Here is a 15,030-nt window from a genome sequence, read left to right on the forward strand (position 1 = left end):
TATGAAATACAATAATATCAAAAAAATATTAATCGCATTCATTTACTTGCTTCCTCTATTTAATTATAGTGCTTTTGCACAAAAAATCGATACTGATAATTTATTAAAAGAAGCACTTCACGAAGCTAATGTAGAAAGAAACTACCCTTTGGCTTTAAAAAAATCGCAATTAGGTATCCAACTTGCTCCGGATTATTTAGACTTTTATTTATTGTCCGGAAGAATTTACCAATTAACTCAAAAAAAAGACAGTGCCCGCTACTATTACAATTATGTAATTGATAAAAATCCGAAATACGAGGAAGCTTTTTCATATTTAATCAATTTGGATTTAGAAGACAAAAAATACTCTGAAGCCGAAAATACCGTAAACAAAGCCTTGCTGGGCCATCCTGAAAATAAAAATTTTCGTTACAAAAAATTACTTATTTACCAATTAGAAAATAACGAACAAAAAGAATACGACTATTTAAAAACTCTGGAATTACAATATCCAAATGATGCCGAATTAAAACAACGCATTTTTATTTTAGAAACAAAAAACAATTCTGAACGAATTGGGGTTAATTACAGTCACACTTCTTTTGACAGAAGAAATTATGGACCATGGCATTTAGGAAGCATGCAATATATCCGCCAACGTAAATGGGGATCATTAATTGGTCGGCTAAGTTACGCTAACAGATTCGCTTCCGGTGAGAGTGTTATTGATGGTGTGCAATATGAAGCTGAATCTTATTTCTTTACCGGAAAAAAGAGCTATTCTTATCTGAATGCGGCCTACAGTGAAAAAGCTGTTTTTCCAAAATTAAAATTGGGATATTCTTATTTTCAAAATTTTTCAAATGGATGGGAAGCCGATTTAGGAATACGTTATGTCAAAACTCTTGACTCTGATTTTACAACTGCTGTTGTTGGAATCGGAAAATACGTTGGTTCATACTGGATTAACCTAAAATCTTACATTCAAAATGACAGCGGTACCATTTATCCGGCATTTACCCTTACTACCCGATATTATTTTGACACACAGTTTGATTACCTAAGCTTAATTGCGGGTTATGGCTCATCTCCAGACGAGAGATCAACTTTGGGACAATATGAAAATAGAGTTTCATTAAATTCTTATCGAATTGGAGGCGGATATTTTAAATTAATCAACAAGCATTACCTAACAGGTTTACAATTAACACTCAATAATCAAGAGTACGCACCAGATTTAAAACAAAATGAAATAGAAATAGCATTAATGTTTCAATATAAATTTTAAACAGCCTAACAAATAAACAAACCTAAACCTACAAAAAACAAACATGATATGTATTTTGTCGATTATTTTTACTTTTTATCGATAAATTTAATATTTACATCTATATTTGTTTGTATAATTTTTGGAAAACAATTCAAGAGGCAGTAATTAAATGATTACTTAAAAAACATCATACAAATGGAAAATAGCGCAAAAAAAATTTTAGTAATTGAAGACGATATTTTAATGGTGAAAATTTTAGAATTCGTACTTCGAAAAGAAGGATACGAGATAGTAGTTGCAAAAGATGGTATTGAAGGTCTTGAAAAATTAAAGACTGTAAATCCTGCAATGATTATTACTGACATTATACTTCCTTTTAAATCAGGATTAGAAATAATAAGTTTTGCAAAAGAAAATTACTTACATACCCCTGTAATCGTTGTATCAGCAATGGGAGAGGAAGAAGGAACTGTAATGGAAGCATTCAACCTAGGTGCTGATGATTTTGTCTCAAAACCATTTAATCCAAACGAATTAAAACTGAGAGTAAAAAGATTATTTGCTAAAAACCAATTTTTTGAAAATTCTATCAAAAATGCCATAAGCGCATAACTTCAACTCAAAATAAATACAAACGAGCAGGATTAAAATTCTGCTCGTTTTTTTTTTATAAATGAATTTATAAAAAAACGATTAGCTTAGGCAATTATCTCATTCTTTTCAAAAAGACTATCTTTGCAGAAAATATACGTTTTATGGCTACTTTCGAGCAATTCAATCTTCCTAAATCATTACAAAAAGCAATTGATGAATTAGGATTTACAACTCCTACTCCTATTCAGGAGAAATCTTTCTCTGTAATTATGTCGGGAAGGGATATGATGGGAATTGCACAAACCGGTACTGGTAAAACCTTTGCCTACTTATTACCGTTACTAAAACAGTACAAGTTTAGCACCACACATACCCCTAAAATTGTCATTTTAGTCCCTACCAGAGAACTTGTGGTTCAGGTTGTCGAAGAAATTGAAAAGTTAACCCAGTTTATGTCAATCAGAACCATCGGAATTTTTGGTGGTGTCAATATCAATACTCAAAAGAAAACGGTTTACGAAGGTTCGGATATTTTGGTGGGAACTCCCGGCAGAACGATGGATTTGGCGCTAGATAACGTAGTCCGTTTTGAAGATACGCAAAAATTGGTGATTGACGAATTTGACGAAATGTTGAATTTAGGTTTCCGCACCCAACTTACCGCACTATTGGCTATGATGCCCAAAAAACGTCAAAACATATTATTTTCAGCAACAATGACTGATGAAGTTGATGCAGTTTTGAACGATTATTTTGATTATCCTGAAGAAGTCACTTTATCAGCATCGGGAACACCATTAGAGAACATCACACAGATTACGTATAACGTTCCAAATTTTAATACCAAAGTTAATTTACTGAAACATTTACTAAATACAGACGAAGACATGAGTCGCGTTTTGATTTTTGTAAATAACAAAAAAATTTCCGACATGCTTCACGAACGCATTGAAGAAGATTTTGAAGGTCAATTTGGTGTCATTCACTCTAATAAATCTCAAAATTACCGTTTGAATACGATGGCTTCTTTTCAGGAAGGCGAACTTCGCGGATTAATCACTACCGATATTATGGCGAGAGGTTTGGATATTTCAAATATTACCCATGTAATCAATTTTGAAATGCCTGAATTTGCCGAATTGTACATGCACCGTATTGGTCGTACCGGTCGTGCCGATGCTACAGGAACAGCAATTAGTTTCATTTCACCTCGCGAAGAAGAAGCAAAGGTAGAAGCCGAAGTCTTAATGGATATGGAACTGGAAATTGAAGATTTTCCTGAAGATGTTGAAATTTCCGAAAAGTTAATTGGTCCTGAAAAAGACAGACAGCCTATTAAATTCTTAATGAAAAAACCTAAGATTGAAGGCGGAGCGGCTTTTCATGATAAAGCCAAAAAGAATACTAAAGTTAATCTTGGTGGTCCGTCAAAAACAAAGAAAAAAACACATGGTTCTGTTAATAGAAATATGCTGAAAAACCAAGCTGCTAAAAAGAAGAAAAAGAAATAAACTGTAGGTTTTAGAAAGCAGTTTTACAGAAAGCAAAAAACAGATTTCAGATTAGATGTTTATACTCTTAACCTGCAATCTGTTTTTTTATGCCTTTTATTTTTATAAAAATCTGGGAGATAATTTTACTTTAAACTTTCAAAAGATATTTGCTGATATTTTCTAGAGATATTTTGTGCTGTATAGCTAAAATTACGATTTTATAATGTTTTTGAAACTTATGCTAACAATTTAATTCCTTATTTAATGATTACATTTGCTAAGATATGTATCGGTAAACTTAACGTAGTAATTATTTTCAACAAAACTTCGGGAATAGCTAGAAGATAAGTTACTAGCTTTTTTCTCCTTGTAAAAATTATTTAATGCTTTTTTATTCATCTGTTGGAAAAGGTATCTCTTTTATATTAACAATATTTCCACTTACCCCGTCTATTTGAATATTTTTGTAAACTTGTTTTTCATAATTAGGATACTGAATAAACCAATAATTTTTATTATCTAAAGGAGATTTATATTTAGATATAGTTGTTCTATAGCCACTATCTTTTTTCTCTAATGAAATTCCATTTTTTTGACAAAATGAAAAAATATCATCCATATCATAAAAAAAACCATTATCAAAATTTTCTACTGAGATTAAATTTCCACCATCGGAATAATTATACCATTTACCTATTTTAAATCCAAACCAACAATAAACACCTTTAGTTTTTATATTATTGCTAGGATAAAATTCTTTATAAACTCCAACTAATGGATTTAAAGTATAATCATACCCTGAAAAGGCACTACCTTTCTCCATACCTTTAGAATAGTATAAAAGATTTTTACCTTCTATATCGCGAATTTCATATGAATAATCCGTTTTAGTTATGTAAATATCTTCTCCCTTTGTTTTATTTATTTCTCTTTTATTTGAAAGTTTTGAAATTTCAAATTTTTCAAATGTATTATTTATTTCTGGTTTTATCATTTTAATATTTTTTTGTACGTCACATCCTTGTAAAACTAATAGGATGATGATTATTTTAATTAAGCGTTTCATATAATTAAGATTAAGTTTCTATTTTTGAGGCTTCTTTTGCTATTTTTTCTTACCAATTCCGTAATGATTTTTTCTCTATGTTATATCATTATATTATCAATGGATCATTAGTGATCATTATTTTCACCTACAGATAATGAATTATTCATTACAAACTATATCATTAAACCTACATATAGATTAGAATTTTCTAGTTGATTTATACCTTTTTGGGAGTATAAATGTTCTTGCTTTATCTAATTTAATTACTTTTGTATGCCAATTTCTCATAATCTTTTTAATTTATTCAAATAAGAACCTGTAACCTATATTTCTTTGAAGATTACATTGTGTTTTGTTATTAATATTTGCACTTTGTTTGGAGTAGGGAGATTTTTCATCAAGTAAAAAGGAATGTTTCCATTTAGCCTGACTCCAATGAACCATTTGTATATCAAAATCTCTAGGTGCATTTAAACCGTCTTTATTTAAATATAAATCTCTGATATCAAAATCCATAAGCATGAGTCTTGTAAAATCATTATCATATTCTTTTAGAAACCTGTAGTTCATTATTTGAGAATCTAATTCGTCTAATATTTTAGAATCCAATTGTTGAGTAATGTCTTTATTCTCTTCATAATTGTCTTGAGATGGATATGTAGTTATTTGAAACTTATCGTATATGATTTTCCCAAATTCAAGTTGGTTTGTATGTTTCTTAATTCTATTTATAATTTGATCATTTTCTAATCTAAATGAAGTTTTATTTTTCTTCCTATAAGGCAAAACATAGCAATTCTTTTTCCAGTCATAGACATTATTATAAAATTCTTTATTCTCGCTGAAAAAATCAGTAGCAGTATATTCATCTTCTCCCATAGGGTGGTTTTCAATAAAATTTATTCTATCCGGATTTTCTTTGAAAAAATCTTTTACAGATTTTTTTTCATCAATGCTACAAATTATAGAATTTTCACCAGCAAAAGTTCCATGAAATTCTAAACCATAAAACTGTATAAAATATATTTCAGGAACAAGATCATCAATATATTCTAATCCGTAAGGCTCTACTAATGAATCTATTTTAGCTTTAATTTCTAAATAAGTTAAACTACTGGAATTTTCTAACTTAATCAATACTTTATGATGATCTAACGTTGATATTTCTTTGTTTATATAGGAAGTTGTAGAATCTTCTTTGACAAAATCCCCTTCCCTTGTACTATTCATTACAGGAGATTTATTGTAATATGTATCAATTTTTACAATAGTCCCTTTTTTATATAATTTGAAATTAAGTTCAGAAGGAAAATATTTTGCTTTCTTAAATACTTGTGGCTCCTTCTTTTTGGAATCGATGTATATCAGATCGTACTGACTGTAATTTATATTACTAAAATAAAAACACCTATTCTTTTTATCATACTTCCCTGTTATAGCAGGTATTTCATATCCTTCTAAAGTAACTTTCGCATCACTAATATTTTTTCCAGTTTCGGCATCTTCCAGATAAATTTTTATAGCTGGAGTTACTTCTTTTTGCGCATAAATAAAAAGTGATAAGAAAACAAAATATAGTGTAAATAGATTTTTCATAGATTATGTGTAATTATGTTAAATTGCATAACATTAATAATGCCAATTTAATAATCTTAGCATTACAATTTTAATGTTTTTAAAAATCCTCATATTATAACATAATTTTCTCAATAGAAACATGTTGAAAAACCAAGCTGCTAAAAAGAAAAAGAAGAAATAAACTTTTGCTTTCAAAAAGCAGTCTTCAATTTGCAGAAAGCAAAAAACAGATTTCAGATTAAGGATTAACCTCTCATCTGAAATCTGTTTTTTTATGCCTTTTATTTTTATAAAATCTGCTTTACTTTGTAAAAATCAAACAAACCGGAGCACACAATTCGATTCTTTTTCCGGTATCAGTCAATGCTCCTGTTTCTTTATTACGTTTAAAAACAACCACATTATTAGTATACTGATGTCCCACTAACAAGAAATTACCCGTTGGGTCAATCGCAAAATTACGAGGACCATCGCCCAAAGTACTTATTCTGGAAGCCAATGCTAATTTGCCGTCTTTCAAAATTTTGAAACAGCTGATGGTATTGGCTTCTTTTCTGTTGGTAGCATACAGAAAACGTTGGTCTGGTGAAATATGAATATCAGCTGCTGTAGAAGTTCCCTTAAAATCCGGGGCAAGCACAGTGGTTTCCTGAAGCAATTGTAATTTTCCTTTTTTATAATTATAAACCGTCAAAGTTCCATCTAATTCCTGTAACAAATACATTTGTTGCCCATCTTTGCTAAAAGCAAAATGTCTTGGACCACTCCCCGCTTTTACCTTGATACTGTCTTTAAGTTCCAGTGGTTTAGCTACTTTAGGATTATATTGATACAAATACATTTTATCAGTTCCTAAATCAGTCGCTAAAACAAACTGATGATCTGGAGAGAACTGTACCGAATGCACATGCGATTTTTCCTGACGGGCAGGATTTACTCCTTTTCCTGAATGCTTTATAAGCTGCTTTAATTCCGTAAGACCTCCGTTTTTATTTTTTCCAAAAACCGCCACACTTCCTCCTGTATAATTAGCCGTTATGACATTTTTATCATCATTGATTATATAACAAGGCCCGGGATTATGAATTTCCTGTTTATTTACAAATTCAATTTTAGCATTTGAAGCGTCATATTTAAAAGCGCTCACAGTGCTTTTAGGCCCGTCTTCATTAACAGAATAAATAAAATCGTTGTTTTTTGAAACACTTACAAAACTAGGGTTGATTATATTTTCAGTGGAAGATTTAAATTGAAAATCCCCGGTTTCAGCATTAAAATCATAAACATAAATCCCTTTGCTTTCACAACTTTTTGTATAAGTTCCAATAATCAGGTTAAACTTTTTCCCTTGTGCCTGAATGCAAATACAGGATAATAATAGTAATGTAATGAAGATGTTTTTTTTCATTTCTTTTGTTTTTTGAGCCTTGCTAAAATACATATTAAAATCATACCATTTCACATTGAAAAAACATGCTTATCTACATCGTTAGTAGGTACAAATTTGTATTTTTGAGTACTAAATTAACCCAAAACAAGAATGCAATTCAAACATCCTGAAATTTTATACTTTCTCTTTTTATTGATTGTACCTGTTTTGGTTCATTTGTTTCAGTTTCGTCGGTTTAAAAAAGAATATTTCACCAATGTTCAATTCTTAAAATCGATTTCCATACAAACCCGAAAAAGCTCCCAACTTAAAAAATGGTTATTGCTTTGCTGCCGTTCATTGTTGTTCATTACCATTATTCTTGCTTTCGCCCAACCCTTTTTCGAAGCCAAAGACAACAAGAATAGTTCGAACGAAATGTATATAATTCTGGATAATTCTTTTAGTATGCAGGCCAAAGGAAAACAAGGCGAATTACTAAAAAGGGCTATTCAGGAATTACTGGAAGAAACACCCGAAAACACTAATTTTTCATTACTTACCAATACCGAAACCTATTGGAACACTGATATTAAATCAATTAGAAGTACACTGCAAAATTTAAAATACAGTGCCATTCCGTTTGAATTAGATCATTTGTTAGCCAAAATAAATGCACATCCAACTACTGCAAAAAAGGACATTATCATTATTACAGACGGAATAGGAATTGAACCAAAACAACTGAAAAGCATTCCTAAAGAGGATGTGAGTTATTTTATAATTCCAAAATCGGAGCAAAAAAACAATGTAGCTGTTGACAGTGTTTTTATCAATGAAACCACTACCGATTTCTATGATATTAGTGTCCAATTATCAAGCTATGGCGATGATACGAAGCCTGTTTCGGTTGCTATTTACAACCAAAATAAATTGATTGCTAAAACAGTTTCTAATTTGGAAACTCCTAAAAAAACATTGCAATTTAGCATTCCAAAACAAGCTTTTCATGGATATGTTTCCATTAGCGATAATGGTTTGACTTATGACAATAACTATTATTTTAGTATTTCTAAAGTTCGAAAAACAAATGCAATCAGTATTGGCGAAGCAGCAAAAAGTAACTTTTTAGCACGCATTTACACCAATGACGAATTCAGTTACAGCAATTCCGAATTGGCTGAACTCAACTATAACAATATTGAAAAACAAGACGTTGTAATCCTGAACGAATTAGACGAAATCCCGCAGGCTTTGCAAACTACCTTAAAAGCGTTTAGTGAAAAAGGAGGCAATTTAATTATCATTCCATCGGCTAAGAATTCGATTGCAACACTAAATTCTTTTTTAGCAAATTTTGGAAAAATCCAATTCAAATCATTTGATAATACAGAAAAGCTAATTAGCAAGATTAACTTCAATCACCCTTTATTTTCGGGAGTTTTTGAAAACAAAATTTCTAATTTCCAATACCCGTCAACCAAAGCTTCTTTTACAGTTTCAGACTCCAGTCCGGCAGCTTTATTGTATAATGACCAAAGTACTTTTTTAACTGCTTTGCAATCTGCTGTTTCTTCCGTTTGTATTTTTTCGGCACCTATCAATACCGAAAACTCTAACTTTCAACAATCGCCATTAATTGTTCCTGTTTTTTACAAAATGGCTCAATTCAACCAAAATAATGGTGTAACTGCACTGACAATTGGAAATCAAAATCCTTTTATTGTAGATGCTTCGCTGTCAAAAGACGGAATTTTGGAAGTTAAAAATGCCAACGAACATTTTATTCCTATTCAGCAAATTAGAAACACAAAAGTCAAAATGACTTTTAATGATTTGCCACAGGAAGCAGGCAATTTTGAAATTTACAATCAAAAACAATGGATAGAAAATATTAGCTTTAATTACAATCGAAAAGAAAGCAATCTAAACGCATCGGATAGCAACATCCTATCCGACTACAATACCGCCGAGTCTATTAAAAGTGTTTTTCAAAGCCTACAAACCGACCGAATGGACAATCAACTTTGGAAATGGTTTATTATCTTTGCACTGCTCTTTTTGCTATGCGAAATGGCAATTATAAAATTCCTGAAATAAAACATTCTCTATATGAAACTAATTATCCGAAACGCAAAAATTATCGATCCTCAAAGTTCTTTTCACAATCAAACGGTAGATATTTTAATTGTAGATGGATTAATTGAAAAAATTGGGACTAATTTACCTAATACTCACAATGCCGAAGAACTAAAACTGGATAATCTTCACGTTTCACAAGGTTGGTTTGACAGCAGTGTTTCTCTTGGCGAACCTGGTTTTGAAGACCGCGAAACCATTGCAAACGGATTGCTGGTTGCTGCAAAAAGTGGTTTTACGGGAATTGCTTTACAACCCAATTCATTACCCATAATTGACAACCAATCTCAAATTAATTTTGTAAAAACTAAAGCCATTGGTCATGCCACAACACTTTATCCTATTGGTGCTTTAACCAAAAATTCCGAAGGAAAAGACATGGCTGAATTGTACGATATGCAACAAGCTGGCGCAATTGCTTTTGGCGATTACAACCGAAGTTTTGAAAATGCCAATTTGCTGAAAATTGCTTTACAATACACCCAGGATTTTGACGGATTGGTGATTGCTTATTCTCAGGATTCCAATATAAAAGGACATGGAGTTGTAAATGAAGGCATCGTTTCTACCCGCTTGGGACTAAAAGGCATTCCTAATCTTGCCGAAGAGTTACAAGTAGCCCGAAATTTATTCTTACTCGAATATACCGGCGGAAAATTACATATTCCGACCGTTTCTACAGCCAAATCGGTAGCTTTAATCAGAGAAGCCAAAGCCAAAGGATTAAATGTAAGTTGCAGCGTAACCGTTCATCATCTTACCATGACTGATGAGAAATTAGATGGTTTTGACACTCGATATAAAGTGACACCTCCTCTAAGAACCGAAGAAGACCGACAAGCATTATTAGCCGGAATTCTGGACAACACCATCGACATGATAACTTCTGACCATAATCCAATTGACATTGAGCATAAAAAGATGGAATTTGATATGGCAAAAAACGGAACTATTGGTTTAGAAAGTGCTTTTGGTTCTTTGACAAAAGTTTTGCCTTTAGAAAAAGTAATCGAAAAATTAACTGCCGGAAAATCAGTTTTTGGAATCGAAAATTCTGCTATTAATGAAGGTGCTGTAGCTAATTTGAGTTTATTTAATCCTGAAGGAGAAAGTACTTTTACCAAAGAATCCATTTTATCAAAATCTAAAAACTCCGCTTTTTTAGGAATGGAAACAAAAGGTAAAGCATACGGGATTATCAATCAAGACCAATTAATTTTAAGATAATAAATATCATGAATTCAGATAAAGAAGGTAAAAACATAGCTATCATCAGCTATTTCACAATCATAGGAGCCATCATTGCTCTTTTTATGAACGCCGATAAAAAAAGTCCTTTTGCGTCTTTCCATATCCGTCAGGCATTAGGTATCTTTTTGTCTTTTTTCTTAATTGGGTATTTTATTGGATATTTTGACAGCTGGACCATTTCTTCAGCTTTTTATTTGTTTTATTTCATCCTTTGGATATACGGATTTTTAGGAGCCTTACAAGGGCAAATGAAACCAATTCCAATTTTAGGAGAACAATTTCAAAAAATATTTAAAAACGTTTAGCCTGATAGTAAATTTCAATGCCAGTACGGGTTTGTCAGGGCATTCGCAATTAAAATTTTTTCACCACAAATTACACAAATCTGCCAAAGGCAGATAAAAATTTGTGTCATCCGATTTTAATTTGATTAGAATTAGTGACAATTGGTGTAATTCGTGTCCAACTTTTTTTAAAAGCAAACACTCTGGGCATAATCAGAACATAAATCGAATTCCTAAACTGAACACTAAAAACTATCCCGATAGCTATCGGGAACTGAATACTTACTATGAACCTATCCTTAGAATACCTCATCAGAGAACCTAAAATAAAATTAGCTAAAAATCCATTATTACTGCTATTACACGGTTACGGAAGCAATGAAGCTGATTTATTCTCCTTTGCCACCGAATTACCGGAAGAATATTATGTTATTTCGGCACAGGCTCCTTATGACTTACAATATGGAAGTTATGCCTGGTATGCGATTAATTTTGACGCTAACGAAAATAAATTTTCCGACCACGAACAAGCCAAATTATCAAGAGATTTAATTGCCAAATTCATCGAAGAATTGGTTGCTAATTATCCTATTGATGAAAAGAATGTAAGTCTTTTAGGTTTTAGCCAGGGTGCGATTTTGAGTTATGCAATTGCACTTTCTCATCCTGAAAAAATTCAGAAAGTCATTGCTTTAAGCGGTTATGTTAGCGAACCAATATTTGAAGAAAACTATAAAAACAATGATTTCTCCAATCTGAAAGTATTTGCCGCTCATGGAACAGTCGATCAGGTTATTCCGGTGGAATGGGCTAGAAAAACCAAACCTTTTTTAGACAAATTAGCAGTAAAATCCGTTTATCACGAATACCCAATTGGTCACGGAGTTTCACCTCAGGAATTTCATGATTTTAAAAATTGGTTGATAAAAGAATAATTCTATAATCATTGGCATAAAAAAATCCCGTCATGTACTGAACAAGACGGGATTTCTATTTTGATAAAACTTAGATTAATGACAAGCTGAATCTAAATGTTTCTTTTTGCTTGTATCTGTTGGTATATTTCCGCTACAATCAGGAATTGATGCAAAAGGAGTCACAACACCATTAATTGTTATTTCTGATCTGGTCGTAAATTTATCACCATCATCATCAATATCTAAATAATTAGGAATTCCATCCCCATCCGAATCATCCGGATTTTCAACACCTGTTGCTAATCTTCTCATATAATTATCACCATCTACGTCTTCAAGATAAGAAGGAATACCATCATTATCTAAATCGGATCTCTTAACAGCATACAACTTAAAACTAAACACTAAAGGCGAATAACTTGGGATAGAACCTTGTCCTGAACTGTAATAAGCTAATCCTGAAGGCAAAAACATCACTCCTGCTCCAAAATTAGAATATGATACTGTTCCATCAGCATTTGAAACAGGTGTATCGCCTGTTTTGAATTCCGGAAAAACTTCGCTCCAGCCCGTAACAACACCTGTTAAATCAAAAAAAGATTGTGGGTATTTTAATTCTTCAAATTGATTTGCTAACAGCTCAGAAGGCACTGCTGGTTGTGCCGGAGTATCTCCAGAAGCTGGCACAGCATCTTTGGCAACGGTGCGATACAAATATTCTCCTTTATAGGATGTTAAAACCTCATCCACATTACAAGGTTTTTCGCCTGTTCCTTCTCTCAAAACTAAATAATAAAGTTCGTATGTTATTCCATGTAATTCAACATTCTTTTTTAACAATTTTGGAAAAGTACTGTTATTCAAATAAGACATTATCGACGGTTGAGTAGTCGAATTGGTTATTTTTTTTATTATTACATCATTATCTGCAAAATTCGGATCTTCAATATCAATATAATAAGTCTCCAAATATTCTTTGATAGCAATACTATCTGTTGTAAACTGTTCTTGAAAATCTCTAAGGGGTACTTCTTCAATAGAATTGTTATCGTCTTTCGAACATGAAAATAACGCGAGGCTTGTAATTATTAAAATAAAATAATACCTAAATTTGTTCATTATAACTGAATTTTAAGTGCGCAAGATACAATATTGATTTATTTTTGTAAACTATTTAACTCTGATTTTACAATTTTTATGCGAATAGATAAATATTTATGGTGTGTAAGATATTACAAGACCCGAAATATGGTTACGGAAGCCTGTAAAAAAAATCACATAACCGTAAATGGCGTGGTTGCAAAGCCCTCAAAAGAAGTTTTTCCTAGCGATAAAATTACTTTTAGAAAAGACCAGATTACCCAAACCATTACCGTATTAGACATTCCTGAAAATCGTGTAGGTGCAAAATTGGTTGATATCTACCGAAGAAATGATACGCCTGCCGAAGTTTATCAGCATTTGGAATTATTAAAATTATCCAAAGAACATTATCGAAAAAGCGGAACGGGACGACCAACAAAAAAAGACCGCAGGGATATTGATGATTATGGAAACGAGATTCACGAAGACGACGATGAAGATAATTTAAATTCCAATTTTTAAAATTCCAAATCACAAATTCCAATCCTGAAGTTTCGGGATAAAAAATCAAAGTTGTATATACGTTTCCAAATTGGAATTTGGATTTTTTATATTTTGGAATTTAAATTCAATTATATTAGCAAAAAAATAAATTTATGAGCAAAAATATCATTCTAACAAACCTGGAAATAAAACACAAAACAAAACGTATTGCTTACCAAATCTATGAAACCTTCATAGACGAAGAGGAAGTAGTACTTGCCGGTATTGCCAGTAACGGTTATGTATTTGCTGAAAAAATTGCTCAGGAATTAAAAGCTATTTCCGATTTAAAGGTACTTTTGTGTGAAGTGCATATTGACAAACAAAATCCTAACGAACCAATAAAAACTTCGCTGGCAGCCCAAGAATACGCAAATAAAGGCTTAATTCTTATTGATGACGTATTGAATTCCGGCACAACCTTAATTTATGCGGTAAAACACTTTTTGGATGTGCCGTTAAAAAAATTCAAAACAGCGGTTTTAGTCGATCGCAATCATAAAAAATATCCTGTCAAAGCCGATTTTAAAGGAATTTCTCTTTCTACTTCTTTATTGGAACATGTCAGAGTAGAATTTGACCAAGACAACGAAAATTACGCCTGGTTAAGCTAAAATTGCCAAAATATCTTCTACCGTCTGCGCAATGGTTCTTTGATCTACAACAACAGTATGTTGCGCCTGATTGTAATAATAACTTCTTTCAAATAAATGAGTAGCAATAAACTCTTTCATCTCCACATCGTTTTTATTGGCGATAAGGGGTCTATTGCTCTTATTTAACGACAATCTACCCACCAGGGTCTCTATAGAAGCTTTTAAATAAATAGACTGTACATCGTCTCTTTTCAATAATTCATGATTATTGGCATAACAAGGTGTTCCTCCGCCCAGACCAATAATGATTGGTTCTTTATAATTTAATAATTCTACAAAACATTCGTGTTCCACCTTTCTAAAATGGATTTCCCCCTTTTCGGCAAAAATAGTTTTGATAGCCATTTTTACCTTTTTTTCGATAAATTCATCTAAATCGATAAAAGGAATTCCTATTTTGTTTGACAATTCTTTGGCTATAGTTGACTTTCCACAACCCATATAACCTAACAGTATAATTTTCTTCATAGAATAAAAGCCTATAAACTAATGTGTTAAAATTTATTATTAAAAAAAGACAAATTTATAATAAAAATGCTTGGAAAACTTAAAATAAAGTCCTTATATTTGCACCCGCAATCAGGGAACGATGCAAGACTCGATAGCTCAGTTGGTAGAGCACATCACTTTTAATGATGGGGTCCTGGGTTCGAGCCCCAGTCGGGTCACAAATTAAGTGACTCACTTGAAAAACAAACGTTCTCTGATGCAATGACTCGATAGCTCAGTTGGTAGAGCACATCACTTTTAATGATGGGGTCCTGGGTTCGAGCCCCAGTCGGGTCACAAAAGGTTAAGTAAATTTTACTTAACCTTTTTTACT

Annotated in this window: 14 protein-coding genes and 2 tRNA genes; 11 read left to right on the plus strand and 5 right to left on the minus strand. The window is 31.9% G+C overall.

The window, feature by feature from the left end; genetic code table 11:
- The first annotated feature begins 1 nt into the window (after window position 1).
- From IEV84_RS12295 to IEV84_RS12305, 3 genes are all read left to right on the plus strand, one after another.
- Entirely contained in the window at window positions 2–1,270 is a 1,269-nt protein-coding gene (locus IEV84_RS12295; protein WP_188494567.1) for a YaiO family outer membrane beta-barrel protein, read from the plus strand.
- Between the two features lie 177 nt (window positions 1,271–1,447).
- A complete protein-coding gene (locus IEV84_RS12300; protein WP_188494568.1) occupies window positions 1,448–1,864 on the plus strand; it encodes a response regulator transcription factor in 417 nt (138 codons plus the stop codon).
- A 143-nt stretch (window positions 1,865–2,007) separates the two neighbouring features.
- Entirely contained in the window at window positions 2,008–3,357 is a 1,350-nt protein-coding gene (locus tag IEV84_RS12305; protein WP_188494569.1) for a DEAD/DEAH box helicase, read from the plus strand.
- A 373-nt stretch (window positions 3,358–3,730) separates the two neighbouring features.
- Here IEV84_RS12305 and IEV84_RS12310 read toward each other — a convergent pair whose 3' ends face one another.
- The 3 genes from IEV84_RS12310 to IEV84_RS12320 all read right to left on the minus strand — a co-directional run bounded on the left by IEV84_RS12310 (window position 3,731) and on the right by IEV84_RS12320 (window position 7,373).
- Window positions 3,731–4,405 carry a hypothetical protein gene (locus tag IEV84_RS12310; RefSeq protein WP_188494570.1) on the minus strand — a complete coding sequence of 225 codons (675 nt, stop codon included), beginning with the start codon at window positions 4,403–4,405 and terminating at the stop codon, window positions 3,731–3,733.
- 282 nt (window positions 4,406–4,687) lie between these two features.
- Entirely contained in the window at window positions 4,688–5,983 is a 1,296-nt protein-coding gene (locus tag IEV84_RS12315; protein ID WP_188494571.1) for a hypothetical protein, read from the minus strand.
- 283 nt (window positions 5,984–6,266) lie between these two features.
- Window positions 6,267–7,373 carry a lactonase family protein gene (locus tag IEV84_RS12320; RefSeq protein ID WP_188494572.1) on the minus strand — a complete coding sequence of 369 codons (1,107 nt, stop codon included), beginning with the start codon at window positions 7,371–7,373 and terminating at the stop codon, window positions 6,267–6,269.
- A 132-nt stretch (window positions 7,374–7,505) separates the two neighbouring features.
- On the opposite strand from IEV84_RS12320, the gene IEV84_RS12325 reads away from it, so the two are divergent.
- The 4 genes from IEV84_RS12325 (at window position 7,506) to IEV84_RS12340 (ending at window position 11,943) form a co-directional block, all read left to right on the plus strand.
- Window positions 7,506–9,434, plus strand: a complete 1,929-nt coding sequence (locus IEV84_RS12325; RefSeq protein ID WP_188494573.1) for a vWA domain-containing protein — start codon at window positions 7,506–7,508, stop codon at window positions 9,432–9,434.
- 12 nt (window positions 9,435–9,446) lie between these two features.
- Window positions 9,447–10,700: a dihydroorotase gene (locus IEV84_RS12330; protein WP_188494574.1), complete on the plus strand. Its 1,254-nt coding sequence runs from the start codon at window positions 9,447–9,449 to the stop codon at window positions 10,698–10,700.
- Window positions 10,701–10,708: 8 nt separating this feature from the next.
- Window positions 10,709–11,029 (plus strand): DUF4870 domain-containing protein, encoded by a 321-nt coding sequence (locus IEV84_RS12335; protein ID WP_188494575.1) that lies wholly within the window; start codon window positions 10,709–10,711, stop codon window positions 11,027–11,029.
- A 266-nt stretch (window positions 11,030–11,295) separates the two neighbouring features.
- Window positions 11,296–11,943: an alpha/beta hydrolase gene (locus IEV84_RS12340; RefSeq protein WP_188494576.1), complete on the plus strand. Its 648-nt coding sequence runs from the start codon at window positions 11,296–11,298 to the stop codon at window positions 11,941–11,943.
- Between the two features lie 75 nt (window positions 11,944–12,018).
- On the opposite strand, the gene bamM is transcribed toward IEV84_RS12340, so the two are convergent.
- The gene (bamM, locus tag IEV84_RS12345) at window positions 12,019–13,044 is read right to left on the minus strand and encodes a BamM family beta-barrel-assembly machinery protein (protein ID WP_188494577.1); all 1,026 of its coding nucleotides are present in this window, start codon (window positions 13,042–13,044) and stop codon (window positions 12,019–12,021) included.
- A 78-nt stretch (window positions 13,045–13,122) separates the two neighbouring features.
- Here bamM and IEV84_RS12350 point away from each other — a divergent pair, with 78 nt between their 5' ends.
- Together IEV84_RS12350 and IEV84_RS12355 are read left to right on the plus strand one after the other, a co-directional pair.
- Complete coding sequence (locus IEV84_RS12350; RefSeq protein ID WP_188494578.1) at window positions 13,123–13,530, plus strand: RNA-binding S4 domain-containing protein; 408 nt, start codon at window positions 13,123–13,125, stop codon at window positions 13,528–13,530.
- 134 nt (window positions 13,531–13,664) lie between these two features.
- Window positions 13,665–14,165 carry a phosphoribosyltransferase domain-containing protein gene (locus tag IEV84_RS12355; protein WP_188494579.1) on the plus strand — a complete coding sequence of 167 codons (501 nt, stop codon included), beginning with the start codon at window positions 13,665–13,667 and terminating at the stop codon, window positions 14,163–14,165.
- On the opposite strand, the gene IEV84_RS12360 is transcribed toward IEV84_RS12355, so the two are convergent.
- Entirely contained in the window at window positions 14,157–14,675 is a 519-nt protein-coding gene (locus IEV84_RS12360) for a shikimate kinase (protein WP_188494580.1), read from the minus strand. The genes IEV84_RS12355 and IEV84_RS12360 overlap by 9 nt on opposite strands.
- Window positions 14,676–14,802: 127 nt before the next feature.
- On the opposite strand from IEV84_RS12360, the gene IEV84_RS12365 reads away from it, so the two are divergent.
- Together IEV84_RS12365 and IEV84_RS12370 are read left to right on the plus strand one after the other, a co-directional pair.
- Window positions 14,803–14,875, plus strand: a tRNA-Lys gene (locus IEV84_RS12365).
- A gap of 45 nt (window positions 14,876–14,920) precedes the next feature.
- A tRNA-Lys gene (locus IEV84_RS12370) sits at window positions 14,921–14,993 on the plus strand.
- The last annotated feature ends 37 nt before the right edge of the window (window positions 14,994–15,030 follow it).

The sequence above is a fragment of the Flavobacterium palustre genome (assembly GCF_014639535.1).
Taxonomy (GTDB): Bacteria; Bacteroidota; Bacteroidia; order Flavobacteriales; family Flavobacteriaceae; genus Flavobacterium; species Flavobacterium palustre.

What these genes read in the sequence shown, in the direction of transcription:
- IEV84_RS12295 (WP_188494567.1), top strand. Translation starts at nt 2, where the DNA reads ATGAAATACAATAATATCAAAAAAATATTAATCGCATTCATTTACTTG.
- IEV84_RS12300 (WP_188494568.1), top strand. Translation starts at nt 1,448, where the DNA reads ATGGAAAATAGCGCAAAAAAAATTTTAGTAATTGAAGACGATATTTTA.
- IEV84_RS12305 (WP_188494569.1), top strand. Translation starts at nt 2,008, where the DNA reads ATGGCTACTTTCGAGCAATTCAATCTTCCTAAATCATTACAAAAAGCA.
- IEV84_RS12310 (WP_188494570.1), bottom strand. Translation starts at nt 4,405, where the DNA reads ATGAAACGCTTAATTAAAATAATCATCATCCTATTAGTTTTACAAGGA.
- IEV84_RS12315 (WP_188494571.1), bottom strand. Translation starts at nt 5,983, where the DNA reads ATGAAAAATCTATTTACACTATATTTTGTTTTCTTATCACTTTTTATT.
- IEV84_RS12320 (WP_188494572.1), bottom strand. Translation starts at nt 7,373, where the DNA reads ATGAAAAAAAACATCTTCATTACATTACTATTATTATCCTGTATTTGC.
- IEV84_RS12325 (WP_188494573.1), top strand. Translation starts at nt 7,506, where the DNA reads ATGCAATTCAAACATCCTGAAATTTTATACTTTCTCTTTTTATTGATT.
- IEV84_RS12330 (WP_188494574.1), top strand. Translation starts at nt 9,447, where the DNA reads ATGAAACTAATTATCCGAAACGCAAAAATTATCGATCCTCAAAGTTCT.
- IEV84_RS12335 (WP_188494575.1), top strand. Translation starts at nt 10,709, where the DNA reads ATGAATTCAGATAAAGAAGGTAAAAACATAGCTATCATCAGCTATTTC.
- IEV84_RS12340 (WP_188494576.1), top strand. Translation starts at nt 11,296, where the DNA reads ATGAACCTATCCTTAGAATACCTCATCAGAGAACCTAAAATAAAATTA.
- bamM (WP_188494577.1), bottom strand. Translation starts at nt 13,044, where the DNA reads ATGAACAAATTTAGGTATTATTTTATTTTAATAATTACAAGCCTCGCG.
- IEV84_RS12350 (WP_188494578.1), top strand. Translation starts at nt 13,123, where the DNA reads ATGCGAATAGATAAATATTTATGGTGTGTAAGATATTACAAGACCCGA.
- IEV84_RS12355 (WP_188494579.1), top strand. Translation starts at nt 13,665, where the DNA reads ATGAGCAAAAATATCATTCTAACAAACCTGGAAATAAAACACAAAACA.
- IEV84_RS12360 (WP_188494580.1), bottom strand. Translation starts at nt 14,675, where the DNA reads ATGAAGAAAATTATACTGTTAGGTTATATGGGTTGTGGAAAGTCAACT.